We start from the raw sequence: 23,351 nt of genomic DNA, 5'->3' as shown, positions 1-23,351 counted from the left end.
ATACTCGAATGAAGAAGTTCAAGAACTTCACCGCTGTTGCTGGCGCTGCAGAGGACCGAGAGGGCACTTCCTCCGACATCAAGGCAAGCATTGAGGATCTGTCCTCTGACGACAGCATCTTCTCTGGTTCCTCCAACGGCGACGAGGACACCCCGGATGACCAGAAGTCCAGATCTGAAGAGGGCAACAAGGAGCTCACCAGCTCCGATAAGTCCGAAGGCGACAAGGACAAAGGTTCTTCCGAGAACGAGCAGGCCATCCTGGGCGTAGGCATCATCGCCGCTATCATCGCTGGCATCGCCAACTTCTGGCCACAGTTCCAGAATTTCCTGCCTTAATTAATTCTTCCGCGCTAGCTGAATAAGCAGCCAAGCGCATGAAAAAAGGGCCCTGTACTAATCCCAAATGGTTTTTAGTACAGGGCCCTTTGAAGCTTTATAAAGCTAGAGAATTACTTCTCTTCTTCCTTAGCCTCTTCTGCTGGAACTTCCTCTGCAGCGGTCTCCTCTACTGGAGCTTCCTCTACAGCGGTTTCTTCAACAGCTTCTTCTTCAGCCTTCTTGGAAGCAGCTGCGCGGGTTGCGCGGGATGCCTCTGCAGAAACGGTCTCCTCAAGAACCAGGGAAATCTGGGACATTGGAGCGTTGTCGCCGGAACGGTTGTCCAGCTTAACGGTGCGGGTGTAGCCACCTGCACGGTTTTCAAACTGTGGCGCCAAGTCGTCGAAGAGGTGTGCAACTACATCCTTGTGTGGGATGAGCTTCAACACTGCACGACGGTCAGCCAGGGTTCCACCCTTAGCCTTGGTGATGATTTTTTCAGCGTATGGACGAAGGATCTTCGCCTTCGCATCGGTGGTCTTGATTGCGCCGTGCTCGAACAAGCTAGCAGCCAAGTTGCTCAGCAGGTGAGCCTGCTGCTTAGCGGAGCCGCCGAGACGGGCACCCTTCTTAGGGGTAGGCATTTAAGTACTCCTCGTGTGCGGATTAGGTAGAGCGCGCGACCGAATATTTTCTCGGTCGAGCACAATTGCTATTTACTCGGATTCAGCCGGATCCTTGAAGTCACCGGTTTCAGCGTCGTAGCCTTCCAGCTGGGTTGGATCGAAGTCCTCAGGGGTGTCCTTGAGAGCCAGATTCAGGTTAGCCAGCTTAATCTTCACTTCGTTGATGGACTTCTGTCCAAAGTTGCGGATATCCAGCAGGTCCGATTCGGTGCACTCTGCGAGCTCACCGACGGTGTGGATTTCCTGACGCTTCAGGCAGTTGTACGAACGTACGGAGAAGTTCAGATCCTCAATTGGCATGCTGTAAGCCGCGATGTATTCGGACTCCTGTGGGGATGGTCCGATCTCGATACCTTCAGCTGCAGTGTTCAACTCGCGAGCCAGGCCGAAGAGTTCGACCAGGGTGCCACCGGCAGAAGCCAGGGCGTCACGAGCAGAAATTGAGTTCTTGGTTTCCACGTCGATGATCAGCTTGTCAAAGTCGGTGCGCTGCTCAACACGAGTAGCTTCAACCTTGTAAGAGACCTTCAGCACTGGGGAGTAAATCTGGTCGATCGGAATGCGTCCGATGTCACCAGAAGTTGGTGCTGCAGGAACGTAGCCACGGCCACGCTCAACGACGAGTTCCATGTCCAGCTTCGCAGTGTCATTCAGAGTTGCGATGTGCAGGTCTGGGTTGTGGATTTCCACACCAGCTGGCGGCTGAATGTCGCCAGCCGTGACTGCGCCAGGGCCTTCCTTGCTCAGGTACATAACTACTGGCTCATCAGAGTCAGAAGAAAGCACCAGGCTCTTAACATTCAAGATGATTTCAGAAACGTCTTCCTTCACACCGTTGACGGTGGTGAACTCGTGGAGAACACCTTCGATCTTGATGGAAGTTACTGCTGCACCAGGGATGGAAGACAGCAGGGTACGACGCATGGAGTTACCGATGGTGTAGCCGAAACCTGGCTCCAGTGGTTCGAAGACGAACCGGGAGCGGGAGGAATCGATGAACTCCTCGGTAACCTGTGGGCGCTGTGAAATAAGCATGGAACTTCTCCTTGTCGACGACCGCTATTTGACGCCGGTAGAGGGTGAAAATTATGGAAGGAATCCGATTGATTCCTGTGCAAACCGCACTGTGCCGTAATTGGCACCGTACGGATAAACAGTTTACTTCGAGTAAAGCTCGACGATGAGCTGCTCCTGCAGCGGCACGTCGATCTGAGCGCGCTCGGGCAGCTGGTGCACGAGGATGCGCAGGGATTCAGGTACAACCTGCAGCCAAGCTGGTACAACAGCTTCGCCGAGACGATCCTGAGCCTCTTCGAACCATTCCATCTTCTGGGAACGCTCGCGAATATCGATGATGTCGTACTGCGATACGCGGTAAGAAGGAACATTGGTCTTCTTGCCGTTCACGGTGAAGTGACCGTGGGAGACAAGCTGACGTGCCTGACGACGGGTACGTGCCAGACCTGCGCGGTAGACGACGTTATCAAGACGGGTTTCCAGCAGAACAACCAAGTTGTCGCCGGTCTTACCTGGCTGACGGTTTGCCTCTACGTAGTAGCGACGGAACTGACGCTCAAGCACACCGTAGGTGTACTTTGCCTTCTGCTTCTCCTGGAGCTGCAGCAGGTACTCAGATTCCTTGATGCGGTTTCGGCCAGCCTGTCCCGGTGGGTATGGGCGGCGTTCGAAAGCCATGTCGCCGCCGACCAAGTCGACGCGAAGACGGCGGGATACACGAGTAGCGGGGCCGGTATAACGAGCCATAGTTTAGTTTCTCTTCCTTCCCTTAAACGTGGCGACGCTTCGGTGGTCGGCAGCCATTGTGTGGCTGAGGAGTTACGTCAGAGATGGACGAAACTTCCAAGCCGGCGGCCTGTAGTGAGCGGATTGCGGTTTCGCGGCCCGAACCTGGGCCCTTAACGAATACGTCAACCTTCTTCATGCCGTGCTCCATCGCCTTGCGTGCTGCAGACTCTGCTGCCATCTGCGCTGCGAATGGAGTGGACTTACGGGATCCCTTGAAACCAACCTGTCCGGAAGAGGACCAAGAGATAACAGCACCGGATGGGTCCGTGATGGACACGATGGTGTTGTTGAAGTTTGACTTAATGTAAGCGTGGCCCTGGGCCACGTTCTTCTTGACTACACGACGGCCGGAACGGCGCGACGTGGACTGAGTCTTCTGAGCCATTTATTACTTCTTCTTTCCTGCGATCGTCTTCTTAGGACCCTTACGCGTACGCGCATTGGTCTTGGTACGCTGACCACGGACTGGCAGGCCACGACGGTGGCGCAGACCCTGGTAGCAACCGATTTCAATCTTGCGACGAATGTCAGCCTGAACCTGACGGCGGAGGTCACCCTCTACCTTCCAGGAAGCTTCAATTGCGTCACGCAGTGCCGACAACTGGTCATCATCCAGGTTATCGGTACGCAGGTCAGGAGAAATGCCGGTCTTTTCCAGCAGCTCCTTGGAACGGCTTGGGCCGATTCCGTAAATGTAAGTGAGCGCGATCTCCATGCGCTTGTTGCGTGGAAGATCAACACCAGCTAGACGTGCCATGTGGCTTGTCCTTTCGGGTTGTTACGGTGGTTTTCTCCTTAACCGCCCCGCACCATGTCACGCTTCGCCCGGTCCGACCGGGTCTATGGGCAACATTGTGGTGCAGGCTCTGGCCACCGTGGCCTGAGGTATAAATAGAGCGCCCGACCTTGCGGGCACCCCTGATTAAGGAGGCTTTCGGTTTTTACTTGTAGCGGTAGACGATGCGTCCGCGGGTCAGGTCATAAGGAGACAACTCCACCACTACGCGGTCCTCTGGGAGAATACGGATGTAGTGCTGACGCATCTTGCCGGAAATGTGAGCAAGAACCTTGTGCCCATTATCGAGCTCGACACGGAACATTGCGTTTGGCAGCGGCTCGACAATGCGACCCTCTACCTCAATTGCGCCTTCCTTAGCCATAACCTCTACTTTTCTGGCAGCCGTTTTAAGCCGGCTACCTGCATTTTTAAATGTCTACTACCTGATGCAGCCAACACGTGATTGCACGTGCGCATACACCATCGTCATAGCTTACGCGTTAAGCAGCGGTTTTCCAAATATGCAAATCTATCTTTCTCGCTGGTGAACTGCTGCCACCGGTTCTGGCAGCAAAACAAACGCGGACTTCCGAATTTTAGGAAGCCCGCGCGAATGAAGCTGTGCGGTATCGAGATGAAAAGCTCTTAGTAGATGAAGACCTTATCGCCGATTTGCAGGTTGTCCCAGTAGCGCAGGGCGGCCTGCTGTGGGAGACGAACACAACCCGCTGAGTCATACGCTGGGTCGCCCATGTGGAAGGCGTGTCCGTTGTTGGTGAAGTAGATTGCGTATGGCATTGGTGCGTTGTTGAACTCGTAAGAGATCTCGTCTTTTACCTTGCGGTTGACGTAGAACGTGCCGCGTGGGGTATCTTGACCGCGCTTGCCAGGAGCCATGGAAGGTGCAACATAGCTAACCTTGCCGTTGTTTTGCAGCCAAGTACGGCGGCCATCGACGTCGACGCACACGTCCGCGTCAGCTGGACAAGGACCAACGTTGAAGGAGCGGGCCTTGCGAGCGGCCTCAGCCTTGCGTGCTGCCTGTTCAGCGCGTGCTTTTTCAGCAGCTACCTCTGCAGCACGTGCCTTACGGATAGCAGCCAAGCGCTGCTTTTCTTCACGTTCTTTCTGAGCACGCAGCCCAGGGAAGGTGATATCCAGAGCGTTATCAATTACTGGCTTGATTTGACGAGCGGCGTTGGGGTCAAACTCGCTCACCTGCTTCAAGAAAGCGTTACGTGAAGCCCACGCATTTTCGCGTGGTTGCTTGAGCACTTCATCGAAGGTGATATCGGTGGAACTTTGAGCAAAATCGGGAACCTGCGGAAGCGCGGACTGGGCCTGCGCAGCCGGAGATGCTCCCAAGAGCGCGACCGCGGTAGCTGCCGAAGCAGCAAGCGCTACGACCGAGCGACGGATACCTGCAAAGCTGGTTTTCAACATGGCAAGAAGTATAAACCTTCCTGCCAAGTTTCGCATAGTTATTTAATAGCGCGGCGTCAAAATTCGCGGACCATTAGCCGTCGCAGCAACGGTGTGCTCCCAGTGTGCAGCCCACGAACCATCTTCCGTGTAGACGGTCCACTCATCATCAGCATCAACGAAGTTATCTTCAGTGCCAAGAGTAATCAGCGGCTCAATCGCCAAAACGGAACCTTCTTGAATCAAAGGGCCACGGTTGGCTTTGCCTTCATTCGGCAAGAAAGGATCTTCATGCATAGTGCGGCCAATACCATGGCCCCCGAAGCCATCAACAATGAAAAGCTCCACGTCCCACTTATCTTCAGCTTCATAAGTCGCTAATTCAATAGCATGGGAAACATCCGTCAGGCGATTGCCCGGCTGCATAGCTTGGATACCTTGTTCTAAGATCCACGCGGTGGCATCGTTAAGCTTTTGCGCATTTGGCGCAAGCTCCCCGATACCGAAAGACCACGCGGAGTCCCCCACCCATCCATCAAGGGTCGCGCCACAGTCGATGGAGACTAAGTCGCCCTCTTTCAAGATGTGTTCTTCATTCGGAATACCGTGCACGATGACGTCATTGACCGACGTGCAAATACTGCCGGTAAAGCCCCCATATCCCAAAAAGGTAGGGATAGCACCTGCTTCACGTATGGTTTGTTCCGCCAGGAGGTCTAGGTCCATGGTCGAAACACCAGGCTTGGCAGCCGCTTTAACGGCCTGCAGAGTCCGGCCAACAATCTCACCGGCGGCTTGCATGGCGTCGAGCTCACCTGCGGTACGCGCAGGAATGAGGTTTTTACGGCTGCGTCGTCCCATTTACTTGCCGATAGCTTTCATCGCAGAGTCGTTAATTTCTTCGATGGTGCCCTCAGCGGTGATGTCGATGATCTTCTCACCGTAGTAATCAATCAGTGGCATGGTCTCATCGCGATAGACCGACATGCGGGTACGAATGGTCTCTTCGTTGTCATCTGCACGGCCGCGGGCAAGCATGCGCTCAACGACGACGTCATCAGATACCTGGAAGTTCAATACACCATCGAGAACCTGGTCCTTCTTAGCAAGCAAGTCCTTGAGAATCTCTGCCTGCTCAACGGTGCGTGGGAAGCCATCGAGCAAAAAGCCGTTTGCGGCATCGTCCTGCGACAGGCGGTCTTCAACCATGCGTGCGGTGACGTCGGTAGGTACGAGCTTGCCAGCATCCATGTAGCTCTTAGCCTCAACACCTAGTGGGGTGCCTTCGCCGATGTTGGCGCGGAACAGGTCGCCGGTAGAGATGTGTGGGATGTTGAGCTTTTCGCTCAGGATTGCTGCCTGGGTGCCTTTGCCAGCGCCGGGAGGGCCGAGGAGTACGAGTCGCATTACTTTAGAAGTCCTTCGTAGTTGGATTGGAGTAGTTGGGATTCAATTTGCTTCACCGTTGTCAATGCTACAGACACAAGAATCAGAATAGCGGTACCGCCGAAGGCAGACATGCCGCCACCCGAGCCTTGTCCGCCAACGCCCATATCAAGCAGGACATTTGGCATCACGGCAATCAGGGCCAAGTAGATAGCACCGACGAATAGCAGGCGGTTCATGACGAAGCCTAAGTATTCAGCAGTTGGACGGCCCGGGCGGATGCCTGGGATAAAGCCGCCGTAGCGCTTCATATTATCGGCCTGCTCTGCTGGATCGTACTGAACAGAGACGTAGAAGTACGAGAAGAAGATCGTCAGCACGAAGTACATCAAAATGTACTGCCAGGATGATGGTGCCTGCAGCCATGCGACGACGTTGCGCTGCCACCAGTTATCCGGCGGAGTTGCTTGTGACGAGTTGACGATCTGAGTAATCAGCACCGGCATGTAAATCAGCGACGATGCGAAGATGACTGGAATAACACCAGCCTGGTTAACCTTCAGTGGCAGGTAGGTCGAAGAACCTCCATACTGACGACGGCCAACCATACGCTTGGCGTACTGCACTGGGATGCGGCGCTGGCCCTGCTCGATGAAGGTAATACCAACAACAAGCACGATGATGCCCATAACGACCATCGCAAAGACAAGGCCACCGTTATTCTGCAGAATCTGCAGACCATCGGTTGGAAGGCGAGTAGCAATACCGGCGAAGATCAAAAGCGACATACCGTTGCCGATACCCTTTTCGGTGATCAGCTCGCCCATCCACATCACCAGCACAGCACCAGAAGTCATCACGATGACCATGACAATGAGCGTAAACAGGTTGCGGTTTGGATCCAGCACTTCTACCCCTTGGCCGAGAAGCTGCTGACGATCCGCTAAAGCCACGATGCCTGCGGACTGCAAAAGTGCCAGTGCCAGAGTCAGATAACGCGTGTACTGCGTCATCTTGGACTGGCCGGACTGACCTTCCTTCTTCAATTGCTCGAAGTGCGGAATAACAACCGTGAGGAGCTGGACGATGATCGACGCCGTAATGTACGGCATGATGCCGATGGCGAAGATAGACAGCTGCAGCAGTGCGCCACCGGAGAACAGGTTAATGACCGAGTAAAGGTCGCCCGATTCTTGGGTGAGCTGCCGCAGCTGCGCTGAAATACTTGCGTAATCCACTCCCGGGGTCGGGATTTGGGCACCGATCCGGTAAGCAATGATCATTATGAGGGTGAAAATGATCTTCTTCCGGAGATCGGCGTCCTTAAATGCCTGAATAATGGCGGACACAGATGCCTCCTGAGACTTCCCTACCGGGCCAAGGTCTGGCAGGAGGAAAGCACACTAAGTTTAGTTTCGCTATCAATTGTTGCTCATAATGAGCACAACTTACACAACAGTCAAACAGTACCAGCCTTTAATAGTTAGGTGGTACTTAGGTACGGTTTAATGCTCGCTCAACTTTACCTGCTTGCAGCGACAAGTTCTCGTCGATGTGACGTATTCCTTTCTCAAAGCCCCTATGCCAGGAAAGGGATGAAAACAGCGAAAGGGCCTTATGAGAACATTGCGCTCTCATAAGGCCCTCTAGTGGGTCTTAAATTGACCTACTACTTGGTTGCGGTGGTCGAGCCACCAGCAGCCTCGATCTTTTCTACTGCAGACTTGGAGAACTTGTCTGCGGTGACGTTCAGCTTGACGCTGATTTCGCCTTCGCCCAGAACCTTGACCGGCTGCTTAGCACGGACCAGGCCAGCGGCAACGATGTCAGCTACTGCGACGTCGCCACCCTGTGGGAATGCTTCTGCCAAATCCGCAACGTTGACTACCTGGTAGGTAATCTTGTTTGGGTTCTTGAAGCCCTTAAGCTTCGGCAGACGCATGTGAATTGGCATCTGACCACCTTCGAAAGCAGCCGAAACTTGCTTACGAGCGTGGGTACCCTTGGTACCACGACCAGCGGTCTTACCCTTTGAAGCCTCACCGCGGCCGACGCGGGTCTTTGGCGTGTTTGCACCCTTGGTTGGGCGCAGATCATGCAGCTTGATGATATCAGCCATGGTTTATCTACTCCCCTGCCACTTCTTCGACGGTGACCAGGTGACGTACCTTGTTGGCCATACCACGGATGATCGGGGTGTCCTTCTGAATAACAGAATGGCCGATGCGCTTAAGACCCAAAGCCTCAATGTTTGCGCGGTGGTTTGGCTTGGTACCTACCAGGCCCTTTACCTGTGTAATCTTCAGAGCCATTGGATTATGCCTCCTGTCCTGCGCGCTGGCGCAGCATACGGGCTGGAGCGACCTCTTCCAAGGACTTGCCACGACGTGCGGCAACCTCTTCAGGGCGGACCAGCTGCTTTAGGCCATCCACGGTTGCGCGGACGACGTTGAGGGCATTATCGGAGCCGAGAGACTTCGACAGGATGTCCTGGATACCAGCACACTCAAGAACTGGACGAGCAGCGCCACCAGCGATAACACCGGTACCAGGAGCTGCAGGCTTCATCATAACGATGCCGGCTGCGTCGCGACCCTGGACTGGGTGGGTGATGGTGCCGCCAACCATTGGAACGCGGAAGAAGTTCTTGCGAGCCTCTTCTGCACCCTTCTGGATTGCAGCAGGTACTTCCTTAGCCTTGCCGTAGCCAACGCCAACCATGCCCTGGCCGTCGCCAACGATGACCAGTGCGGTGAACGACATGTTGCGTCCACCCTTCACGGTCTTGGAGACGCGGTTGATGGTTACAACGCGCTCGATGTACTTATCGCGCTCGTTGTCCTGCTGGTTACGACGATCGTCGCGACGGCCGCGGCCGCCACGGTTGTTGTTGTTTTCGGCGGAGCGTCCGCCGTCACGCTGTTCACGGTCCGACATTAGGCGTTCCTTCCGTTGATGTTTCCGTTGACCATTAGAACTTCAAACCACCTTCGCGAGCGGCGTCTGCAAGAGCTGCGACGCGACCGTGGTACTTGTAGCCTGCGCGGTCGAAGACGACGGCTTCGATGCCGGCTTCCTTGGCACGAGCAGCAACTAGTGCGCCGACCTTAGATGCCTTAGCCTTCTTGTCGCCTTCCAGTGCGCGCACATCAGCTTCCATGGAGGAAGCTGCAGCCAAGGTGTGGCCAGCCAAGTCGTCGATGACCTGGACGTGCATGTGGCGGGAGGAGCGGTGGACAACCAAGCGTGGAGCCTCTGGGGTACCACGCAGTGTCTTGCGGACGCGGAAGTGGCGACGAGCACGTGCTTCGCGACGTCGGGTGGAGATGTCCTTACCGACTGGGGTGCGCTTTGCGGTTTCAGTGTTTGCCATTGCTTACTTACCCGTCTTTCCGACCTTGCGACGGACCTGCTCGCCAGCGTAACGGATACCCTTGCCCTTGTAAGGATCATCCTTACGCAGACGACGAATGTTCGCAGCGATCTGTCCGACGATTTGCTTGTCAATACCGGAGATGGACAACTTGGTGGTGCCATCGGTAGCGAAGGTAATTCCCTCTGGAGCCTCAATGAGGATCGGGTGGGAGTAACCCAGAGCAAACTCCAGGTCCTTACCCTTTTGTGCTACACGGTAACCAACACCGAAGATTTCCATCTTGATGGTGAAGCCCTCGGTGACACCAACGACTGCGTTGTTGATGAGGGAACGCGACAGGCCGTGCAGTGCACGGTTCTCGCGGTGGTCATCTGGACGGACAACGCGAATTTCGTTGTCCTCAACGACAGCGGTGATAGGAGCAGGGATCTCAACGTTGAGGGTTCCCTTAGGGCCCTTGACCTCAATGGCCTGGCCATTGATGGTGGTTTCTACGCCATTCGCCAAAGCGATGGGTGCCTTACCAATTCGTGACATTGTGCATACCTCCCTATTACCAGACGTAGGCGAGAACTTCTCCGCCTACGCCCTTCTCGGTAGCCTGACGGTCGGTCAGCAAGCCGTTGGACGTGGAGATGATAGCCACGCCGAGGCCGCCTAGAACCTTTGGCAAGTTAGTGGACTTTGCGTACACACGCAGACCTGGCTTAGACACGCGGCGAAGGCCCGACAGGGCACGCTCACGGTTGTTGTACTTAAGCTCCAAGGACAGGTTGTGTCCTTCGACGGAGTAGTCAGCGATGTAGCCTTCCTGCTTCAAGATCTCAGCAATGTTTGCCTTGATCTTGGAGGTCGGCATGGACACGGTGTCGTGCTGCGCATGGTTTGCGTTACGCACGCGTGACAGCATGTCCGCGATTGGATCTGTCATGGTCATAGTTAGGTGACCGTTTGCCTTTCTTGTCGCGGTTCCCGTAACTCACCTGCGTTTTCCGTGTGATTTCGGGCTACTTACGCTCCCATCGGTCAGTACCGGTGGGCGCTCGCTACCCTTTGATGCATACACGGGCCGCTTAATTTGGCGAGGGGCCTACAACAAAGTAGATGTATTAAAATCGTGCTCGGAGTAGCTAGTCAAAGCCGCTTTTCGCAGGTGAACCGCGTCAGCGCCTTCATGGTGCTAGTCCGAGGTGCTACATTACCGTTTTAGCTGGCGTTTTCCAAAACACTTGCGGTGAATTTCACATGTTTTGATTTTCTCTAGAAGTACTACAGTGTGGGTATGAGTAAGTCCTCTGATGACCAAGCGGTGCAGACCGCGCATGAATGGCTCGTGGAAGCATCCACCGCACTCGGTCTTGCGCCTGACGATGTCACCCCACACATTCGCGCATTGCTAGCACTAACCCGGGATGTCGCGCACAATCGCTCGCGTCCGGCTGCGCCTTTAACCTCCTTCTTGGTTGGTTTAGCCTCGCAGACTCCACAGGAGGTCGAGGAGAACATCGAAAAGCTAAGCGCGTTGATTAATGCGACGCATAGTGAGCAACAGGAAATTTAAGGAGAACACATGGCAGGACGATTGAACCAAAACTTCGCGGTTACGCGCATGCGGCGGACTAACGATGGCACTGGGTGGGAAGAAGATACCCGTGCCGATAGTGTTACCGCCGAAGAGCCGCTAGAGATTCGCGTCGGGCAGCAGACAATTACCACCACCATGCGTACGCCGGGCAATGATATTGAGCTTGCCCATGGCTTTTTGCATTCGGAAGGCCATATCCGCACGGTGGAAGATATCGCCGTGGCGCGGTATTGCGCGGGCACGAATGCGCAGGGCGAGAATACATATAACGTTCTGGACGTGCAGTTAGCCAATAACGTCGTTTTGGCGCCTGAAGCAATTCGCTTGACGATGACAAACTCCGCCTGCGGCGTATGCGGCACCTCATCCATTGAAGAATTGACGCATAAGCTTTATCACCCCATCCCCGAGGTGGGCTTGGATCCGGAACTGGCTGCTACCCTGCCGGAGAAGTTGCGCGAATTTCAGAAGCAATTTCGCAAGACCGGCGGAATCCATGCCGCCGGCGCCTTTGATTATGAGGGCAATCCGATTGTGGTGCGCGAGGATATCGGACGACATAACGCAGCCGATAAAGTCATCGGACACTTGATTATGGAAGGCATGCTGCCAGCCAACGACCTGATTATGGTGATGAGTTCGCGAGCGTCTTTTGAACTGGTGCAAAAGGCTGCGATGGCGGGGTTTGGCACGTTGATTGCCGTATCCGCTGCCTCCTCGCTCGCGGTTGAAACCGCCCGCGATCTGGGGATGAACCTAGTGGGTTTTGCACGCGGTAACCGTTTCAACCTTTACTCCGGCCGTTTAAAAGCTAATCGCGATACTCCTGTGGCCCCTTATTAAGCCACGCGTAAACTCCGCCCATCAAAATACCGCCGCCGAGGAAGTTGCCGGCCCACACCACTACCCAGTTAAGGGAAACAGACCCAACGGTCATCGCTGCGGGGATCGGGTCCGAGGCGAACAAGGTAATAACCATGACGCAGAAATTTGCGACGACGTGTTCGGTAGAAAGCCCTACGAATATCGCAATAATTGGCACAATCGCAAAGAACTTAGAGACCACTTCTTTAGATAAAATGCCGCCGATAATAGCCATGTTGACTACGAAGTTTGCCACCATCGCTTCGACCAACATTCCCTGAACAGATTTTTCTACCTTGCCGCTGGAAATGGTGGACAACAAGTGCGACGGATCCATATCCGCGAACTTGGCCGAAACCCCCAAGGCTGCACCGATCAGAATCACGCCGATGAGATTGTAGACCGTGGTGAGAAAGACAATCCACACGGCCTTGCCCCACCTGACTTGTTTGGTCGCTGCGGCGTAGCTGAAAAACATCATCGAGCCTGTGGCCAGCTCCGCTCCTAAGACCACGATCGCAAACAGGCCCAGGCCAAATAGCGCGGCAAATACCATCGCTCCCAAACCTGGCGCAAGCTGCTCAACAGCGTGTCCGGCTGCACCCGCGAACGCCGTGCCGAGAGCCAGGTAGGCCCCCGCTAATACGCCACGGGTCAAAAACCTCGGCTGATCCTGGTCAAACAGGATAACTTTCTTGTCAACAGCAGCTGCAACTGATTCATTCAAACTCAAAATAGGTGTCTTCCCGGTCGAACGGTCCCACGGCTAGAGAGTTACATGACCAAAAGCCACATGATCCCTAGCCGCACGGAGGATGTTTTTGATTTGTACTACTTTAGTGGGTGACTAACAGCGTGACCGAATTAGTCCCACTTCGGCTTGGCTCGCAGACCCAATGATCCCCAAGGCCTTCTTCAACTTTGCAATACGCCGACGCGTATCGGCAACCATAGTGGCTCGCATCCATCTTTTCGCCTTGATGCCACCGAGAGATTCCACACGTGCGAAGGCGTATGCATCCATTTCATCGTAGCAACCGTCAAAAGCTATCAATTCCGCACGCAGCATCCACGCCGCATCCTGAATGTGAAGACTCTGAGCATGCCGGTCGATCATGAGAAGTTGGTCCATGCTCAATCCACGTGCCTGTGCCGTCTCGACAGTTAGCTGCTGCAAGCGCGGTGAGTTGGTGGGGCCGAAGAATACATCTGCGAGCTCGGTGTAACTCTGTGCCGTATCTAGGGTCATTCCTGCATCAGCCAGCTCCTGCGCTGGGTATCCAAAAATTTCTCGGAGGATTTCCATCCCGTGGGACTGAAAATAAACGAATGCTTGGTATGGGTCGCTGGGTACTAGGTCGTCTTGAACTATGTCTGTTTGAAATGTGTTCATGCCCTTAACCTAAGTTGATAGCGCAAACACAATCCACCGACGCTCGATAATTTGGCCAGTTACTCACATGACGTGTCAACTAACTGCGTGAGTTATCCACAGGCAGTGTTCCGCGATCAAAAAATCCGCCAGCCACTTATCAGGGCTAGCGGATTTCTTAAACGCTATTTACTTGAATGGGAAGCCAAGCTCGCGAAGCAGCTTGCGGCCTTCCTCATCGTTGGTAGCGGTGGTAACAACGGTGATGTCCATACCACGTGGGCGGTCAATCTTGTCCACGTCGATTTCGTAGAACATGGTCTGCTCAGACAGACCGAAGGTGTAGTTGCCGTTGCCGTCGAACTGCTGGTCAGACAGACCGCGGAAGTCACGAATACGTGGCAGCGCGATGGTCAGCAGACGGTCGAGGAATTCCCACATGCGGTCGCCGCGCAGGGTAACGCGAGCACCAATTGGCATGCCTTCACGCAGCTTGAAGTTTGCAATGGACTTCTTTGCGCGACGCAGCTGTGGCTTCTGACCGGTAATGAGGGTCAGATCTTCCAAAGCACCGTTGATGACCTTGGCATCACGGGCAGCGTCGCCGACGCCCATGTTGACAACAACCTTGACGACGCCAGGGATCTGCATGACGTTGTCGTAGGAGAACTCCTTGTTAAGAGCATCCTTGATTTCCTCGCGGTAGCGAGTCTTTAGACGAGGGGTGTAGTTCTCGCTCATTTTTAGATGTCCTTCCCGTTGCTACGCGCGATACGGACCTTCTTGCCGTTTTCATCAAAACGGTAGCCGACGCGGGTTGGGTTGCCCTCGGAGTCAACAATCGCAACGTTAGAAACGTGGATTGGAGCTTCCTGAGTAACAATGCCGCCGGACTCTGCGCCACGCTCTGGAGCAGAGTTTGCAACGTGCTTCTTGATGCGGTTAACGCCCTCTACTAGGACGCGCTCACGCTTTGGGTATGCCTCGATGACCTTGCCCTTCGCGCCCTTGTCTGGGCCCGAAATGACAATCACCATATCTCCCTTATGAATCTTCATAAGATTAGATCACCTCCGGTGCAAGTGAAACGATCTTCATGAACTTCTTGTCACGAAGTTCACGAGCAACAGGGCCGAAGATGCGGGTACCGCGTGGCTCGCTGTCGTTCTTCAAAATGACAGCTGCGTTCTCGTCGAAGCTGATGTAGGAACCATCTGGACGACGGGTTTCCTTCTTGGCACGGACAATAACAGCGCGAACAACTTCGCCCTGCTTTACGTTGCCGCCTGGGGTTGCTTCCTTGACAGTTGCGACGATGGTGTCGCCAATGCCAGCGAAACGTCGTACGGATCCGCCAAGAACACGGATGCACAGAATTTCACGTGCACCAGAGTTATCAGCGACTCGCAGACGCGATTCTTTCTGAATCACTATGGGTCTCCTGACCTGGATTAATGTGTGCCAAAATTTCCGACCTTGACACACGCGGTCTTTTGCTTTCAATGCACTGACGGGAATGAGACACAAGCCCATTCGAGTAAATACAGCGTGGTTCGGAAACGCACCACACCGCGCATTTACCGCCCAATGCAACCTAAGCATTAAACCACACCCACACCCCCTACTCCAAATCTCCTAACCTGCAGGTCAAAACGCTGGGGTGAATTTCGCCAATGGTTCAACACACCCCAAAGGCACAGCATTACGGGTGGCTTAATTTTCCGCCAGCCCTGCGGCTGCTGGCGCGAATGCCGCGAACGGATCCGTGACCACTAGTTCGCGTCGCACAAAACGAAATTGTTTGGCCGGACGGCCACCTGCACGGCCAGGACGAGACAAGTTTCCTGTCAATTCCAACTGCCCGCGACGTTTGAGCACGCGTTGCAGGTTGCTGACCGCAACTGGATATCCCAATACCGATTCATAGGCCCGCGCCAATTCCGCGAGAGTAAATTCTTCCGGGCAAAGCGCAAAAGCAATATTGGTATAAGACAATTTGCCGCGCAGTCGCGCTACCGCTTCAGCGACAATCTCGCCGTGGTCAAAAGCCCAGTCTTGGTCCAAGTCGACGAAGGATGTATCGCCAAGCTCGTCCCAGGCGACCAGGCCGACGTGAGCAGTCGCAATAGTGCGGTCGAAAGGGTCGCGATCCAGCGCCGAGTGGGTACTTAGTTGCTCCATAAAGTTCACAGGAACACCGATATGGCGTCGAATGGACTGCTCGATGGTTTCATCAACTTCCAAAGGCCCCGATCGCAAAGCCCACTTGCCAGCAAATGGCGCACGCTCACGCCGGTGGGCCATAACTTGCAGCCCCTTGTCGAAACTTATCCGCATGATCGCAGCAATTGCCTCGTGTCGGTATTTCGCTGCCCCGAGCTCATCACGCAGGGGCCCTCGCGGCTGTGGTGATAACGCGCCTTGGTCCATAAGCTCACATGATAGCCCTAATATAAGGGGATAACTTCTATCGTGACACAAGGTGGGCACAGAATATGACTTCAGGGCGCAACTATTCCCGGCGCACTACTTCGCGCACCCCTTCGCCGCAATATCAGCGTCCGCCGTCTCGTGAACAACGCGGTCGGGGCACGCTTGGCCCGCGCAAGACCTTTCGCCAAAAGCTTGTCGATGCCATCTTCCGCATTCCACCACGTATGCGCCTTTATATTGCGATTGCGCTATTGGTAGTTATCATCGCAAGCCTGCTCACCGCTGTCTTTTCAGGCGGCGGTGAAGAAGATGTCGCTGAGCCAGTTGCAACTACCACGTCCCCTGCCCCACTTGATGTTTCCGTGAATCCCTCGAAACCCGTGGAGATGTATATCCCTTCCTTGGACTTACGCGCGGAATTTGAACAGGAAAGCTGTGCAACTACTGATGGCGCAATCGACCCAGACTCCATGTCGAAGGCGTGTACCTATACCGCAGATGACAGGCCTTATTCCCTACCAGGCACTGACGCTTCTGACATTGTGGTGGTTGCTGGGCATACCGGCGCGGGCGTACCAGCAGTGTTCAACGACCTATACGACGGCAGTGCGGACAAACACCAGGTCCATATCGGTGATGAGCTTTTTATCCGCACAGAAGAATCGGGCGATTTGTGGTTGGTCTATGAAGCAACCGACTTACACGAGCCAGAAAAGTCAGGATTATCACAGTCAGACGAGATCTGGGGCACCTCAGCTACACCCGGGCGTTTGCTAACCATTAGTTGTATCCAACCGGCGAACCTTTTGCAGGCGGCAGTCAAGAATGCCGTTGTGGGCTGGCAATACTCCCGCGTTGTGGATGCCATTTAACCCCGACACCAAGACACATACTGTTACCCATGTTAAAGATGTGAATGAAGTTGTAATAGTTTCCGGCGTGTCGCTGTGTGGCATATGTGAATGGTGTTGGTATTGTCTCTGATAGTGCGTGTGGGGCCTCTGTGGATCTCGTTCCGCGCATTTACACACAACGTAATTAGGAGAAACAGTATGAAGCGTTTTGGCACTTCCCTAGCCGCAGCAGCGCTAACTGGCGCAATCGCATTTGCTGGCGTTCCAGCATATGCATCTGAAGGCGCGGTCCCGCAAGAAACCACCACCCTGGGGGATCGTGGCGTCAACGAGGAAAACAACGATGGCGATCGCGAAAACGAGCGCGAACGTGAACGCGAGCGTGAGCGTGAGCGTGAAGGCGAAACCCCTTACGACGGTGGCTCCAAGTCCCGCGTAGAGTGCGCCGACGATGACGGCGCGACCCTGAACATCAAGTGGGGCGAAGAGCGTCCAGAGTCCTTCGAGTTTGAAGGCAACACTTGGTTCCTACACGAAGACGGCGAGCACTACGTCACCGACACCGCTAACCGAGACGGCGAGCTGTCCGAGCAGGACGAGTTCAAGTCTGACCAGGCTGCAGCGAAGAAATTCGGCTACAGCTGTGACTACGAAGGCTCCGACGGAGCCCGCGAGCGCGATCGTGACCGCGACCGTGAGCGCACCCCAGGTGGCGAGAACAACCGTGAAGAGTGCGAGTACAACGAGAACGGTGAACGCGAGGGCGATAGCGAGAACTGCGAAACCACCACTTTGGGTGACCGCGGTATCAACGCTGAAACCGGCGACAACACCGTAGCGCGCGTACTGGCTGCTCTGGCTGCAATCTCTGTTTTGGGATCTGCTGCATTCGCAGCTCGTCGTTTCCTCACTGCTTAAAGTGAAGAAATAGACCGCGGTATAGACACAACAAACCCCTTTCCGACTCCTAGTTGACTAGGTGTTGGAAAGGGGTTTCGCGTATCTACAGCAAATTGCTGCGGGACTTCTTTAGCTTTTCCATACGGCGATATTGTTGAATGAAGATACCCAGTTGGAGAACGAAGCATACTAAAAGGATTCCTGTCGCGGGCATCCCATCGGCGAAAATTAGGCCGCCGATAAAAGCCGACATGGCAACAAGAGAGCCCCACAAACTCCACCGGAACTGCTTTGTCTCCCACTCAGATAGCATGCCTCGAGGTTACCAGCTAGCTCCAAGCAGGAAGCAGGGGCACACATGATTTGCTCATTAACTCAACAAACCCCTTTCCACGACGTCGATACCTAGGTAATGGAAAGGGGCTTAACGTATCTAGGGCAGATCGCTGCGTGACTTTTTAAGCTTGTCAATACGAATGTACTGTCGAGCGGCAAAAAGGAGACGAATAACGAACATGGATACAAAGAATGCCTTAACACCGGGATGCTCAACTAATAGGAAGCCGACAATACACACGAGCATTACGGCAGCCGCGACAATTAAGTCTTGGCGGTAACTACTTCTTTCATGTTCGCTTGGCATGACCCAAGACTAGCTAAATAGTGCACAGGACAGAAAAATGGCCTACATGATTTACTCATGTAGGCCATTTCTATATTTCGCGGTGAAGCCGTGAAGAGGGTGTAAGTATTACTTAGCCTTCTCTACGATTTCAACCAGGCGGTGGTGCTTGTCCTTGGACAAAGGACGGCATTCCTGAATCAGAACACGGTCGCCGATGCCGGCGGTCTCGTCTTCGTCGTGGACCTTCACGCGTGGGTTGTTACGCATGATCTTGCCGTACAGTGCGTGCTGCTTACGGTTTTCCAACTCGACAACAATGGTCTTGTTCATCTTGTCGGAAACAACGATGCCGGTACGGTTTTTGCGATTGCCCTTGTTCTTCTGGGTATCGTTCACAATTGCCTCACTCATGTTTATGCCTCAGCTTCCGGAACGACGGAAAGACCAAGTTCACGCTCACGCAGAACGGTGTAGATGCGAGCGATGTCGCGCTTAACCGCGCCAACACGCTGGTTGTTGGTCAACTGACCGGTTGCTTTTTGGAAGCGAAGGTTAAACAGTTCTTCCTTCGCATCCGCAAGGCGCTTGTCCAGTTCAGCATTGTCGAGTTCGCGGAACTCGTGGGCAGGGGTACCTAGTGCCATTAGAACTGGTCCTCCTTCTTGATGATACGGACCTTGCAAGGCAGCTTCTGGCCTGCACGACGCAAAGCCTCAACTGCGGTTGCCTCATCAGGGTAGGACATCTCGAAGAGAATACGGCCTGGCTTAACGTTAGCCACCCACTTCTCAACTGGCCCCTTACCGGAACCCATACGAACACCAAGTGGCTTCTGGGTCAAAGGACGGTCTGGGTAGATGGTGATCCATACCTTGCCACCACGCTTGACGTGGCGGTTGATGGCAATACGTGCTGCCTCAATCTGACGGTTGGTGACGTAAGCAGGCTCCAGAGCCTGGATTGCGTAGTCACCGAAAGTGATGCGGTTACCGCCCTTGGACAGACCGCTACGGTTTGGGCGGTGCTGGCGGCGGTACTTTACGCGCTTAGGGATAAGCATGAATTAGCCCTCCTGCTTCTGTGCACGCTGGCGGCGCTGGCCACCACGGCGTGGACGGCCGCCACGGTCACCGCGGTTGCGGCCCTGGGACGGAGCGTTCAGTTCGGACTCGCGCACGCCACCGACAACGTCGCCCTTGTAGATCCACACCTTGACGCCAATGCGGCCGAAAGTGGTGTGAGCTTCTGCAAAGCCGTAGTCGATCTCTGCGCGAAGGGTGTGCAATGGAACGCGACCTTCGTGGTAACGCTCGGTACGGGACATTTCTGCGCCGCCCAAACGACCGGAGGTCAGGACCTTGATGCCCTTAACCTGTGGCTGACGCATAGCGCCCTGGATTGCCTTGCGCATTGCACGGCGGAAAGCCACACGGTTAACGAGCTGCTCAGCGATGGACTGTGCAACCAAGGTAGCGTTTGCGTCAACCTGCTTGACCTCAAGAATGTTGAGGGCAACCATCTTGCCGGTGAGCTTTTCCAGCTCGCGGCGAATGCGGTCAGCCTCAGCGCCACGGCGGCCAATCACGATGCCCGGACGAGCAGTGTGAATGTCGACGCGGACGCGGTCGCGGGTGCGCTCGATGACAACGTCAGCGATGCCGGCACGCTCGAGACCCTTGGAGAGGTACTCGCGGATCTTGATGTCTTCGGCTACGTAGTTTGCGTAGTCCTTATCGGCAAACCAGTGGGTCTTCCAGTCGGAAGTGATGCCCAAACGTAGGCCGTGAGGATGGATTTTCTGGCCCATTACTTGGCCCCTTCCTTCTGGCTCTCGACCACCACGGTGATGTGGCTGGTGCGCTTACGGATCATGAATGCACGGCCCTGGGCGCGTGGCTGGAAGCGACGCATGGTTGGTCCCTCGTTGGCATAAGCCTCGGAGATAACCAGGGTGCGTGGGTCCAGGCCGAAGTTGTTCTCAGCGTTAGCTGCAGCAGAAGCTACAACCTTTGCGACTGGCTTAGCAGCGCCCTGAGGTGCGTACTTCAAGATTGCGAGAGCTTCGGATACGGACTTGCCGCGTACCAAATCAATAACGCGACGTGCCTTCATTGGGGTTACGCGAACGAAGCGGGCCGTTGCGGATGCGGAGGTGATGGTGTCACTCATCGCTTATCGACGTCCCTTCTTGTCTTCTTTAACGTGACCCTTGAAGGTCTTGGTTGGTGCGAACTCACCGAGCTTGTGACCGACCATGGAATCATCGATAAACACTGGGACATGCTTACGACCGTCGTGGACGGCGAAGGTGTGACCAATGAAATCTGGAAGAATGGTCGAGCGGCGAGACCAGGTCTTGATGACCTGCTTGGTGTTTGCCTCGTTCTGAGCATCCACCTTGTTGAGGAGGTGCTCATCTACGAATGGGCCTTTCTTAAGGCTGCGTGGCATTGTTTACCTCCTCTTAGCGCTTCTTGTTCGGACGACGACGTCGTACGATCATGTTGTTGGAGTAACGGTTCGGGTTACGGGTGCGGCCTTCCTTGTGACCCCATGGGGACACTGGGTGGCGACCACCGGAAGTCTTACCTTCACCACCACCGTGTGGGTGGTCGATTGGGTTCATAACAACACCACGGACGGTTGGGCGAACGCCCTTCCAACGCATACGACCGGCCTTGCCCCAGCGGATGTTCATCTGGTCAGCGTTGCCGACCTCACCCACGGTTGCGCGGCAACGAATGTCAACGCGGCGGATTTCGGAAGATGGCATACGCAGAACTGCGTACTTGCCTTCCTTACCCAGCAACTGGATAGAAGAACCAGCGGAACGTGCAAGCTTTGCACCAGCGCCTGGCTTCAACTCCACGGAGTGGATGATGGTACCGGTTGGGATATTGCGCAATGGCAAGTTGTTGCCAACCTTGATGTCGGCGGTTGCGCCGGCTTCAACGACAGCACCCTGCTTCAGGCCCTTAGGAGCGATGATGTAACGCTTCTCGCCATCGAAGTAGTGCAGCAAAGCAATGTTTGCGGTGCGGTTTGGGTCGTACTCGATGTGAGCGACCTTTGCCGGAATGCCGTCCTTGTCGTGACGACGGAAGTCGATCACGCGGTAACGACGCTTGTGGCCACCGCCGATGTGGCGGGTGGTGATGCGACCGTGGTTGTTACGACCACCAGTCTTGGAAATTGGGCGCAGCAGAGACTTTTCCGGGGTCGAACGAGTGATCTCTTCGAACATGGAAACGGAGCTCTGGCGGCGACCCGGAGTTGTCGGCTTGTACTTACGAATAGCCATAGTTATTCCTTACCTCTCGACTTTCCTCTTAGGCGCTTGCGCCGAAGATGTCGATGGAGTCGCTGCCCTCACGGAGAGTCACGTAGGCGCGCTTGGTGGACTTACGGACACCGAAGCCGGTACGGGTGCGCTTGCGCTTGCCCTCGCGGTTAGCGGTGTTCACGGAGTCGACCTTCACGCCGAAGATCTTCTCGACGGCATCTTTAATCTGGGACTTGTTGGAATCCGTTGCAACGTAGAACGTGTAAACGTTCTGCTCCATCAGACCGTAGGACTTTTCAGACACTACTGGTGCGAGGATGATGTCGCGTGGGTTAACAATCTTAGACATTGTTGGCCTCCTTAGCCTCATCCTTGCCGCCTGCGCGGTTGATGAAGGAGTGCAGAGCCTCAACAGAGAACACAACGTCATCAGCATTGAGAACGTCGTAGGTGTTCAGCTGACCAGCGTCCAGGATGTGAACGTTAGGCAGGTTGTTGGCGCTGCGACGAGCATTCAGGTCTTCACGGCCGACAACCAGCAAGACAGTCTTGCGGTCGGTCAGACGCTCGATGAATGCCTTTGCAGACTTGGTAGATGGGGTCTGGCCAGCTACCAATTCTTCGATTACGTGAATGCGCTCGTTACGAGCACGGTCAGACAGAGCACCGAAGAGAGCAGCCTTGATCATCTTCTTAGGGGTGCGCTGTGAGTAGTCGCGTGGCTTAGGGCCGTGAACAACGCCGCCGCCGGTGTAGTGCGGTGCGCGGATGGAGCCCTGGCGTGCGCGACCAGTACCCTTCTGGCGGAAAGGCTTACGGCCACCGCCGCGAACCTCACCACGGGTCTTGGTCGAGTGGGTGCCCTGACGAGCAGCAGCAAGCTGAGCGTTGACAACCTGGTGCATCAAAGCGATGGACACCTCGGCGTCAAAGATCTCGGCCGGCAACTCGACAGAGCCATTGGTCTTACCTTCAGCAGTTAGAACGTCTAGCTTAAGGTTGCTCATGCGTGTGCACCGCCCTTCACTGCGGTCTTGACGGTGACGAGGCCACCGCGAACACCAGGGACAGCACCCTTGATGAGCAGCAGGTTGGACTCGGCATCGATCTTCTGAATCTTAAGGTTCTGCGTGGTTACGCGATCGGAACCCATGCGGCCAGCCATGCGCTTGCCCTTGAAGACGCGGCCTGGGGTAGCAGCGCCGCCAATGCCACCGACGCGGCGGTGAGCAGCCTGGTTACCGTGAGCAGCGCCCTGTCCAGCAAAGCCGTGGCGCTTCATAGCACCAGCGTAGCCGTGGCCCTTGGAGGTGCCGGTGACGTCAACGAAGGTGATGCCTTCGAAGATGTCAACGGTGACGTCCTGGCCAACTTCGTAAGCAGAGACATCATCCATGCGGATTTCTGCTACGTAGCGACGTGGGGTTACACCAGCCTTCTTGAAGTGGCCGGATGCTGGCTTGTTTGCCTTGCGTGGGTCGATCTCGCCATAGGCGATCTGGATGGCGTTGTAGCCATCGTTTTCTACGGTGCGAATCTGGGTCACAACGCATGGCCCAGCCTCGACGACGGTTACCGGTACTACACGGTTCTCCTCGTCGAAGACCTGAGTCATGCCGAGCTTCTTGCCCAGAATGCCCTTGATCTCGTTAGTCATTATT

The 23,351-nt window shown here is 55.0% G+C and carries 38 protein-coding genes; 5 read left to right on the top strand and 33 right to left on the bottom strand.

Features of this window, described 5'->3' with window-relative positions; all coding sequences use genetic code 11:
* Positions 1–8 precede the first annotated feature (8 nt).
* Positions 9–338, top strand: coding sequence for a hypothetical protein (locus CSTAT_RS02590; RefSeq protein ID WP_075722369.1), 330 nt, complete (start codon positions 9–11; stop codon positions 336–338).
* Between the two features lie 113 nt (positions 339–451).
* Here CSTAT_RS02590 and rplQ read toward each other — a convergent pair whose 3' ends face one another.
* The 16 genes from rplQ to rpsH form a co-directional block, all read right to left on the bottom strand.
* Positions 452–964: a 50S ribosomal protein L17 gene (rplQ, locus tag CSTAT_RS02585; RefSeq protein ID WP_075722368.1), complete on the bottom strand. Its 513-nt coding sequence runs from the start codon at positions 962–964 to the stop codon at positions 452–454.
* Positions 965–1,036: 72 nt separating this feature from the next.
* Positions 1,037–2,041, bottom strand: a complete 1,005-nt coding sequence (locus CSTAT_RS02580; protein WP_075722367.1) for a DNA-directed RNA polymerase subunit alpha — start codon at positions 2,039–2,041, stop codon at positions 1,037–1,039.
* A 123-nt stretch (positions 2,042–2,164) separates the two neighbouring features.
* A complete protein-coding gene (rpsD, locus tag CSTAT_RS02575) occupies positions 2,165–2,770 on the bottom strand; it encodes a 30S ribosomal protein S4 (RefSeq protein ID WP_075722366.1) in 606 nt (201 codons plus the stop codon).
* 22 nt (positions 2,771–2,792) lie between these two features.
* Positions 2,793–3,197 carry a 30S ribosomal protein S11 gene (gene rpsK, locus CSTAT_RS02570; RefSeq protein ID WP_066792456.1) on the bottom strand — a complete coding sequence of 135 codons (405 nt, stop codon included), beginning with the start codon at positions 3,195–3,197 and terminating at the stop codon, positions 2,793–2,795.
* Between the two features lie 3 nt (positions 3,198–3,200).
* On the bottom strand, positions 3,201–3,569 hold the full coding sequence (gene rpsM, locus CSTAT_RS02565; RefSeq protein ID WP_066792455.1) for a 30S ribosomal protein S13: 369 nt from the start codon (positions 3,567–3,569) through the stop codon (positions 3,201–3,203).
* A 184-nt stretch (positions 3,570–3,753) separates the two neighbouring features.
* Positions 3,754–3,972, bottom strand: coding sequence for a translation initiation factor IF-1 (gene infA / locus CSTAT_RS02560; protein ID WP_003854422.1), 219 nt, complete (start codon positions 3,970–3,972; stop codon positions 3,754–3,756).
* Positions 3,973–4,235: 263 nt separating this feature from the next.
* Positions 4,236–5,033 carry a L,D-transpeptidase gene (locus tag CSTAT_RS02555; protein ID WP_075722365.1) on the bottom strand — a complete coding sequence of 266 codons (798 nt, stop codon included), beginning with the start codon at positions 5,031–5,033 and terminating at the stop codon, positions 4,236–4,238.
* Positions 5,034–5,075: 42 nt separating this feature from the next.
* Positions 5,076–5,873, bottom strand: a complete 798-nt coding sequence (map, locus tag CSTAT_RS02550) for a type I methionyl aminopeptidase (RefSeq protein ID WP_075722364.1) — start codon at positions 5,871–5,873, stop codon at positions 5,076–5,078.
* Positions 5,874–6,419 (bottom strand): adenylate kinase, encoded by a 546-nt coding sequence (locus CSTAT_RS02545; RefSeq protein WP_066792452.1) that lies wholly within the window; start codon positions 6,417–6,419, stop codon positions 5,874–5,876.
* Positions 6,419–7,747, bottom strand: coding sequence for a preprotein translocase subunit SecY (gene secY / locus CSTAT_RS02540; protein WP_075722363.1), 1,329 nt, complete (start codon positions 7,745–7,747; stop codon positions 6,419–6,421). Before secY ends, CSTAT_RS02545 begins: the two co-directional genes overlap by 1 nt.
* A gap of 320 nt (positions 7,748–8,067) precedes the next feature.
* On the bottom strand, positions 8,068–8,517 hold the full coding sequence (gene rplO, locus CSTAT_RS02535) for a 50S ribosomal protein L15 (protein WP_066792450.1): 450 nt from the start codon (positions 8,515–8,517) through the stop codon (positions 8,068–8,070).
* Between the two features lie 7 nt (positions 8,518–8,524).
* Positions 8,525–8,710 carry a 50S ribosomal protein L30 gene (gene rpmD / locus CSTAT_RS02530; RefSeq protein WP_066792449.1) on the bottom strand — a complete coding sequence of 62 codons (186 nt, stop codon included), beginning with the start codon at positions 8,708–8,710 and terminating at the stop codon, positions 8,525–8,527.
* Between the two features lie 4 nt (positions 8,711–8,714).
* Entirely contained in the window at positions 8,715–9,335 is a 621-nt protein-coding gene (gene rpsE, locus CSTAT_RS02525; protein ID WP_066792448.1) for a 30S ribosomal protein S5, read from the bottom strand.
* A gap of 34 nt (positions 9,336–9,369) precedes the next feature.
* Positions 9,370–9,771, bottom strand: a complete 402-nt coding sequence (rplR, locus tag CSTAT_RS02520; RefSeq protein ID WP_066792447.1) for a 50S ribosomal protein L18 — start codon at positions 9,769–9,771, stop codon at positions 9,370–9,372.
* 3 nt (positions 9,772–9,774) lie between these two features.
* Complete coding sequence (gene rplF / locus CSTAT_RS02515; RefSeq protein ID WP_066792446.1) at positions 9,775–10,311, bottom strand: 50S ribosomal protein L6; 537 nt, start codon at positions 10,309–10,311, stop codon at positions 9,775–9,777.
* Positions 10,312–10,327: 16 nt separating this feature from the next.
* Positions 10,328–10,711: a 30S ribosomal protein S8 gene (rpsH, locus tag CSTAT_RS02510; RefSeq protein WP_066792445.1), complete on the bottom strand. Its 384-nt coding sequence runs from the start codon at positions 10,709–10,711 to the stop codon at positions 10,328–10,330.
* 345 nt (positions 10,712–11,056) lie between these two features.
* Between rpsH and CSTAT_RS02505 the strand changes: the two genes are divergently transcribed.
* Both CSTAT_RS02505 and fdhD read left to right on the top strand, forming a co-directional pair.
* A complete protein-coding gene (locus tag CSTAT_RS02505; RefSeq protein ID WP_075722362.1) occupies positions 11,057–11,335 on the top strand; it encodes a DUF6457 domain-containing protein in 279 nt (92 codons plus the stop codon).
* A gap of 9 nt (positions 11,336–11,344) precedes the next feature.
* Complete coding sequence (gene fdhD / locus CSTAT_RS02500) at positions 11,345–12,202, top strand: formate dehydrogenase accessory sulfurtransferase FdhD (RefSeq protein ID WP_075722361.1); 858 nt, start codon at positions 11,345–11,347, stop codon at positions 12,200–12,202.
* On the opposite strand, the gene CSTAT_RS02495 is transcribed toward fdhD, so the two are convergent.
* The 6 genes from CSTAT_RS02495 to CSTAT_RS02470 all read right to left on the bottom strand — a co-directional run bounded on the left by CSTAT_RS02495 (position 12,171) and on the right by CSTAT_RS02470 (position 16,025).
* Positions 12,171–12,956, bottom strand: a complete 786-nt coding sequence (locus CSTAT_RS02495) for a formate/nitrite transporter family protein (protein ID WP_075722360.1) — start codon at positions 12,954–12,956, stop codon at positions 12,171–12,173. The genes fdhD and CSTAT_RS02495 overlap by 32 nt on opposite strands.
* A 114-nt stretch (positions 12,957–13,070) precedes the next feature.
* Positions 13,071–13,616 (bottom strand): hypothetical protein, encoded by a 546-nt coding sequence (locus CSTAT_RS02490; RefSeq protein WP_075722359.1) that lies wholly within the window; start codon positions 13,614–13,616, stop codon positions 13,071–13,073.
* Positions 13,617–13,784: 168 nt separating this feature from the next.
* Positions 13,785–14,336 carry a 50S ribosomal protein L5 gene (gene rplE, locus CSTAT_RS02485; protein ID WP_066792440.1) on the bottom strand — a complete coding sequence of 184 codons (552 nt, stop codon included), beginning with the start codon at positions 14,334–14,336 and terminating at the stop codon, positions 13,785–13,787.
* A 2-nt stretch (positions 14,337–14,338) separates the two neighbouring features.
* On the bottom strand, positions 14,339–14,653 hold the full coding sequence (gene rplX / locus CSTAT_RS02480) for a 50S ribosomal protein L24 (RefSeq protein ID WP_003848104.1): 315 nt from the start codon (positions 14,651–14,653) through the stop codon (positions 14,339–14,341).
* 4 nt (positions 14,654–14,657) lie between these two features.
* Entirely contained in the window at positions 14,658–15,026 is a 369-nt protein-coding gene (rplN, locus tag CSTAT_RS02475) for a 50S ribosomal protein L14 (RefSeq protein ID WP_066792439.1), read from the bottom strand.
* 282 nt (positions 15,027–15,308) lie between these two features.
* Positions 15,309–16,025, bottom strand: coding sequence for an NUDIX hydrolase (locus CSTAT_RS02470; protein WP_075722358.1), 717 nt, complete (start codon positions 16,023–16,025; stop codon positions 15,309–15,311).
* Between the two features lie 65 nt (positions 16,026–16,090).
* Here CSTAT_RS02470 and CSTAT_RS02465 point away from each other — a divergent pair, with 65 nt between their 5' ends.
* Together CSTAT_RS02465 and CSTAT_RS02460 are read left to right on the top strand one after the other, a co-directional pair.
* Positions 16,091–16,900, top strand: coding sequence for a sortase family protein (locus CSTAT_RS02465; RefSeq protein WP_075722357.1), 810 nt, complete (start codon positions 16,091–16,093; stop codon positions 16,898–16,900).
* 180 nt (positions 16,901–17,080) lie between these two features.
* Positions 17,081–17,800 carry a hypothetical protein gene (locus CSTAT_RS02460; RefSeq protein ID WP_075722356.1) on the top strand — a complete coding sequence of 240 codons (720 nt, stop codon included), beginning with the start codon at positions 17,081–17,083 and terminating at the stop codon, positions 17,798–17,800.
* A 415-nt stretch (positions 17,801–18,215) separates the two neighbouring features.
* On the opposite strand, the gene CSTAT_RS13410 is transcribed toward CSTAT_RS02460, so the two are convergent.
* From CSTAT_RS13410 to rplC, 11 genes are all read right to left on the bottom strand, one after another.
* Positions 18,216–18,425, bottom strand: coding sequence for a hypothetical protein (locus CSTAT_RS13410; RefSeq protein WP_156845082.1), 210 nt, complete (start codon positions 18,423–18,425; stop codon positions 18,216–18,218).
* A 108-nt stretch (positions 18,426–18,533) separates the two neighbouring features.
* Entirely contained in the window at positions 18,534–18,818 is a 285-nt protein-coding gene (gene rpsQ / locus CSTAT_RS02450) for a 30S ribosomal protein S17 (RefSeq protein ID WP_075722354.1), read from the bottom strand.
* A gap of 2 nt (positions 18,819–18,820) precedes the next feature.
* Complete coding sequence (gene rpmC / locus CSTAT_RS02445; protein WP_066792434.1) at positions 18,821–19,051, bottom strand: 50S ribosomal protein L29; 231 nt, start codon at positions 19,049–19,051, stop codon at positions 18,821–18,823.
* Entirely contained in the window at positions 19,051–19,467 is a 417-nt protein-coding gene (gene rplP, locus CSTAT_RS02440; protein ID WP_066792433.1) for a 50S ribosomal protein L16, read from the bottom strand. The genes rpmC and rplP overlap by 1 nt, the downstream gene beginning before the upstream one ends.
* Before the next feature lie 3 nt (positions 19,468–19,470).
* Positions 19,471–20,214 carry a 30S ribosomal protein S3 gene (rpsC, locus tag CSTAT_RS02435; RefSeq protein WP_003848095.1) on the bottom strand — a complete coding sequence of 248 codons (744 nt, stop codon included), beginning with the start codon at positions 20,212–20,214 and terminating at the stop codon, positions 19,471–19,473.
* Entirely contained in the window at positions 20,214–20,576 is a 363-nt protein-coding gene (rplV, locus tag CSTAT_RS02430; RefSeq protein ID WP_003848094.1) for a 50S ribosomal protein L22, read from the bottom strand. The genes rpsC and rplV overlap by 1 nt, the downstream gene beginning before the upstream one ends.
* 3 nt (positions 20,577–20,579) lie before the next feature.
* Positions 20,580–20,858 (bottom strand): 30S ribosomal protein S19, encoded by a 279-nt coding sequence (rpsS, locus tag CSTAT_RS02425; RefSeq protein WP_003848093.1) that lies wholly within the window; start codon positions 20,856–20,858, stop codon positions 20,580–20,582.
* 13 nt (positions 20,859–20,871) lie between these two features.
* Positions 20,872–21,708: a 50S ribosomal protein L2 gene (rplB, locus tag CSTAT_RS02420; RefSeq protein ID WP_066792432.1), complete on the bottom strand. Its 837-nt coding sequence runs from the start codon at positions 21,706–21,708 to the stop codon at positions 20,872–20,874.
* A 28-nt stretch (positions 21,709–21,736) separates the two neighbouring features.
* On the bottom strand, positions 21,737–22,039 hold the full coding sequence (rplW, locus tag CSTAT_RS02415; RefSeq protein ID WP_066792431.1) for a 50S ribosomal protein L23: 303 nt from the start codon (positions 22,037–22,039) through the stop codon (positions 21,737–21,739).
* Positions 22,032–22,697 carry a 50S ribosomal protein L4 gene (rplD, locus tag CSTAT_RS02410; RefSeq protein ID WP_066792430.1) on the bottom strand — a complete coding sequence of 222 codons (666 nt, stop codon included), beginning with the start codon at positions 22,695–22,697 and terminating at the stop codon, positions 22,032–22,034. The genes rplW and rplD overlap by 8 nt, the downstream gene beginning before the upstream one ends.
* Positions 22,694–23,350: a 50S ribosomal protein L3 gene (gene rplC, locus CSTAT_RS02405; RefSeq protein WP_088859182.1), complete on the bottom strand. Its 657-nt coding sequence runs from the start codon at positions 23,348–23,350 to the stop codon at positions 22,694–22,696. Before rplC ends, rplD begins: the two co-directional genes overlap by 4 nt.
* Position 23,351: the final 1 nt, after the last annotated feature.

It is taken from the genome of Corynebacterium stationis, assembly GCF_001941345.1.
GTDB classification, from domain to species: Bacteria; Actinomycetota; Actinomycetes; order Mycobacteriales; family Mycobacteriaceae; genus Corynebacterium; species Corynebacterium stationis.
Note: the sequence above shows the minus strand (reverse complement) of the source record. Positions and strands in the feature narration are given on the sequence as shown.

Coding starts and splice junctions, on each gene's coding strand:
- CSTAT_RS02590 (WP_075722369.1), top strand. CDS start 9: ATGAAGAAGTTCAAGAACTTCACCGCTGTTGCTGGCGCTGCAGAGGAC.
- rplQ (WP_075722368.1), bottom strand. CDS start 964: ATGCCTACCCCTAAGAAGGGTGCCCGTCTCGGCGGCTCCGCTAAGCAG.
- CSTAT_RS02580 (WP_075722367.1), bottom strand. CDS start 2,041: ATGCTTATTTCACAGCGCCCACAGGTTACCGAGGAGTTCATCGATTCC.
- rpsD (WP_075722366.1), bottom strand. CDS start 2,770: ATGGCTCGTTATACCGGCCCCGCTACTCGTGTATCCCGCCGTCTTCGC.
- rpsK (WP_066792456.1), bottom strand. CDS start 3,197: ATGGCTCAGAAGACTCAGTCCACGTCGCGCCGTTCCGGCCGTCGTGTA.
- rpsM (WP_066792455.1), bottom strand. CDS start 3,569: ATGGCACGTCTAGCTGGTGTTGATCTTCCACGCAACAAGCGCATGGAG.
- infA (WP_003854422.1), bottom strand. CDS start 3,972: ATGGCTAAGGAAGGCGCAATTGAGGTAGAGGGTCGCATTGTCGAGCCG.
- CSTAT_RS02555 (WP_075722365.1), bottom strand. CDS start 5,033: ATGTTGAAAACCAGCTTTGCAGGTATCCGTCGCTCGGTCGTAGCGCTT.
- map (WP_075722364.1), bottom strand. CDS start 5,873: ATGGGACGACGCAGCCGTAAAAACCTCATTCCTGCGCGTACCGCAGGT.
- CSTAT_RS02545 (WP_066792452.1), bottom strand. CDS start 6,419: ATGCGACTCGTACTCCTCGGCCCTCCCGGCGCTGGCAAAGGCACCCAG.
- rplO (WP_066792450.1), bottom strand. CDS start 8,517: ATGGCTGATATCATCAAGCTGCATGATCTGCGCCCAACCAAGGGTGCA.
- rpmD (WP_066792449.1), bottom strand. CDS start 8,710: ATGGCTCTGAAGATTACACAGGTAAAGGGCCTGGTAGGTACCAAGCCA.
- rpsE (WP_066792448.1), bottom strand. CDS start 9,335: ATGTCGGACCGTGAACAGCGTGACGGCGGACGCTCCGCCGAAAACAAC.
- rplR (WP_066792447.1), bottom strand. CDS start 9,771: ATGGCAAACACTGAAACCGCAAAGCGCACCCCAGTCGGTAAGGACATC.
- rplF (WP_066792446.1), bottom strand. CDS start 10,311: ATGTCACGAATTGGTAAGGCACCCATCGCTTTGGCGAATGGCGTAGAA.
- rpsH (WP_066792445.1), bottom strand. CDS start 10,711: ATGACCATGACAGATCCAATCGCGGACATGCTGTCACGCGTGCGTAAC.
- CSTAT_RS02505 (WP_075722362.1), top strand. CDS start 11,057: ATGAGTAAGTCCTCTGATGACCAAGCGGTGCAGACCGCGCATGAATGG.
- fdhD (WP_075722361.1), top strand. CDS start 11,345: ATGGCAGGACGATTGAACCAAAACTTCGCGGTTACGCGCATGCGGCGG.
- CSTAT_RS02490 (WP_075722359.1), bottom strand. CDS start 13,616: ATGAACACATTTCAAACAGACATAGTTCAAGACGACCTAGTACCCAGC.
- rplE (WP_066792440.1), bottom strand. CDS start 14,336: ATGAGCGAGAACTACACCCCTCGTCTAAAGACTCGCTACCGCGAGGAA.
- rplX (WP_003848104.1), bottom strand. CDS start 14,653: ATGAAGATTCATAAGGGAGATATGGTGATTGTCATTTCGGGCCCAGAC.
- CSTAT_RS02470 (WP_075722358.1), bottom strand. CDS start 16,025: ATGGACCAAGGCGCGTTATCACCACAGCCGCGAGGGCCCCTGCGTGAT.
- CSTAT_RS02465 (WP_075722357.1), top strand. CDS start 16,091: ATGACTTCAGGGCGCAACTATTCCCGGCGCACTACTTCGCGCACCCCT.
- CSTAT_RS02460 (WP_075722356.1), top strand. CDS start 17,081: ATGAAGCGTTTTGGCACTTCCCTAGCCGCAGCAGCGCTAACTGGCGCA.
- CSTAT_RS13410 (WP_156845082.1), bottom strand. CDS start 18,425: ATGCCAAGCGAACATGAAAGAAGTAGTTACCGCCAAGACTTAATTGTC.
- rpsQ (WP_075722354.1), bottom strand. CDS start 18,818: ATGAGTGAGGCAATTGTGAACGATACCCAGAAGAACAAGGGCAATCGC.
- rpmC (WP_066792434.1), bottom strand. CDS start 19,051: ATGGCACTAGGTACCCCTGCCCACGAGTTCCGCGAACTCGACAATGCT.
- rplP (WP_066792433.1), bottom strand. CDS start 19,467: ATGCTTATCCCTAAGCGCGTAAAGTACCGCCGCCAGCACCGCCCAAAC.
- rpsC (WP_003848095.1), bottom strand. CDS start 20,214: ATGGGCCAGAAAATCCATCCTCACGGCCTACGTTTGGGCATCACTTCC.
- rplV (WP_003848094.1), bottom strand. CDS start 20,576: ATGAGTGACACCATCACCTCCGCATCCGCAACGGCCCGCTTCGTTCGC.
- rpsS (WP_003848093.1), bottom strand. CDS start 20,858: ATGCCACGCAGCCTTAAGAAAGGCCCATTCGTAGATGAGCACCTCCTC.
- rplB (WP_066792432.1), bottom strand. CDS start 21,708: ATGGCTATTCGTAAGTACAAGCCGACAACTCCGGGTCGCCGCCAGAGC.
- rplW (WP_066792431.1), bottom strand. CDS start 22,039: ATGTCTAAGATTGTTAACCCACGCGACATCATCCTCGCACCAGTAGTG.
- rplD (WP_066792430.1), bottom strand. CDS start 22,697: ATGAGCAACCTTAAGCTAGACGTTCTAACTGCTGAAGGTAAGACCAAT.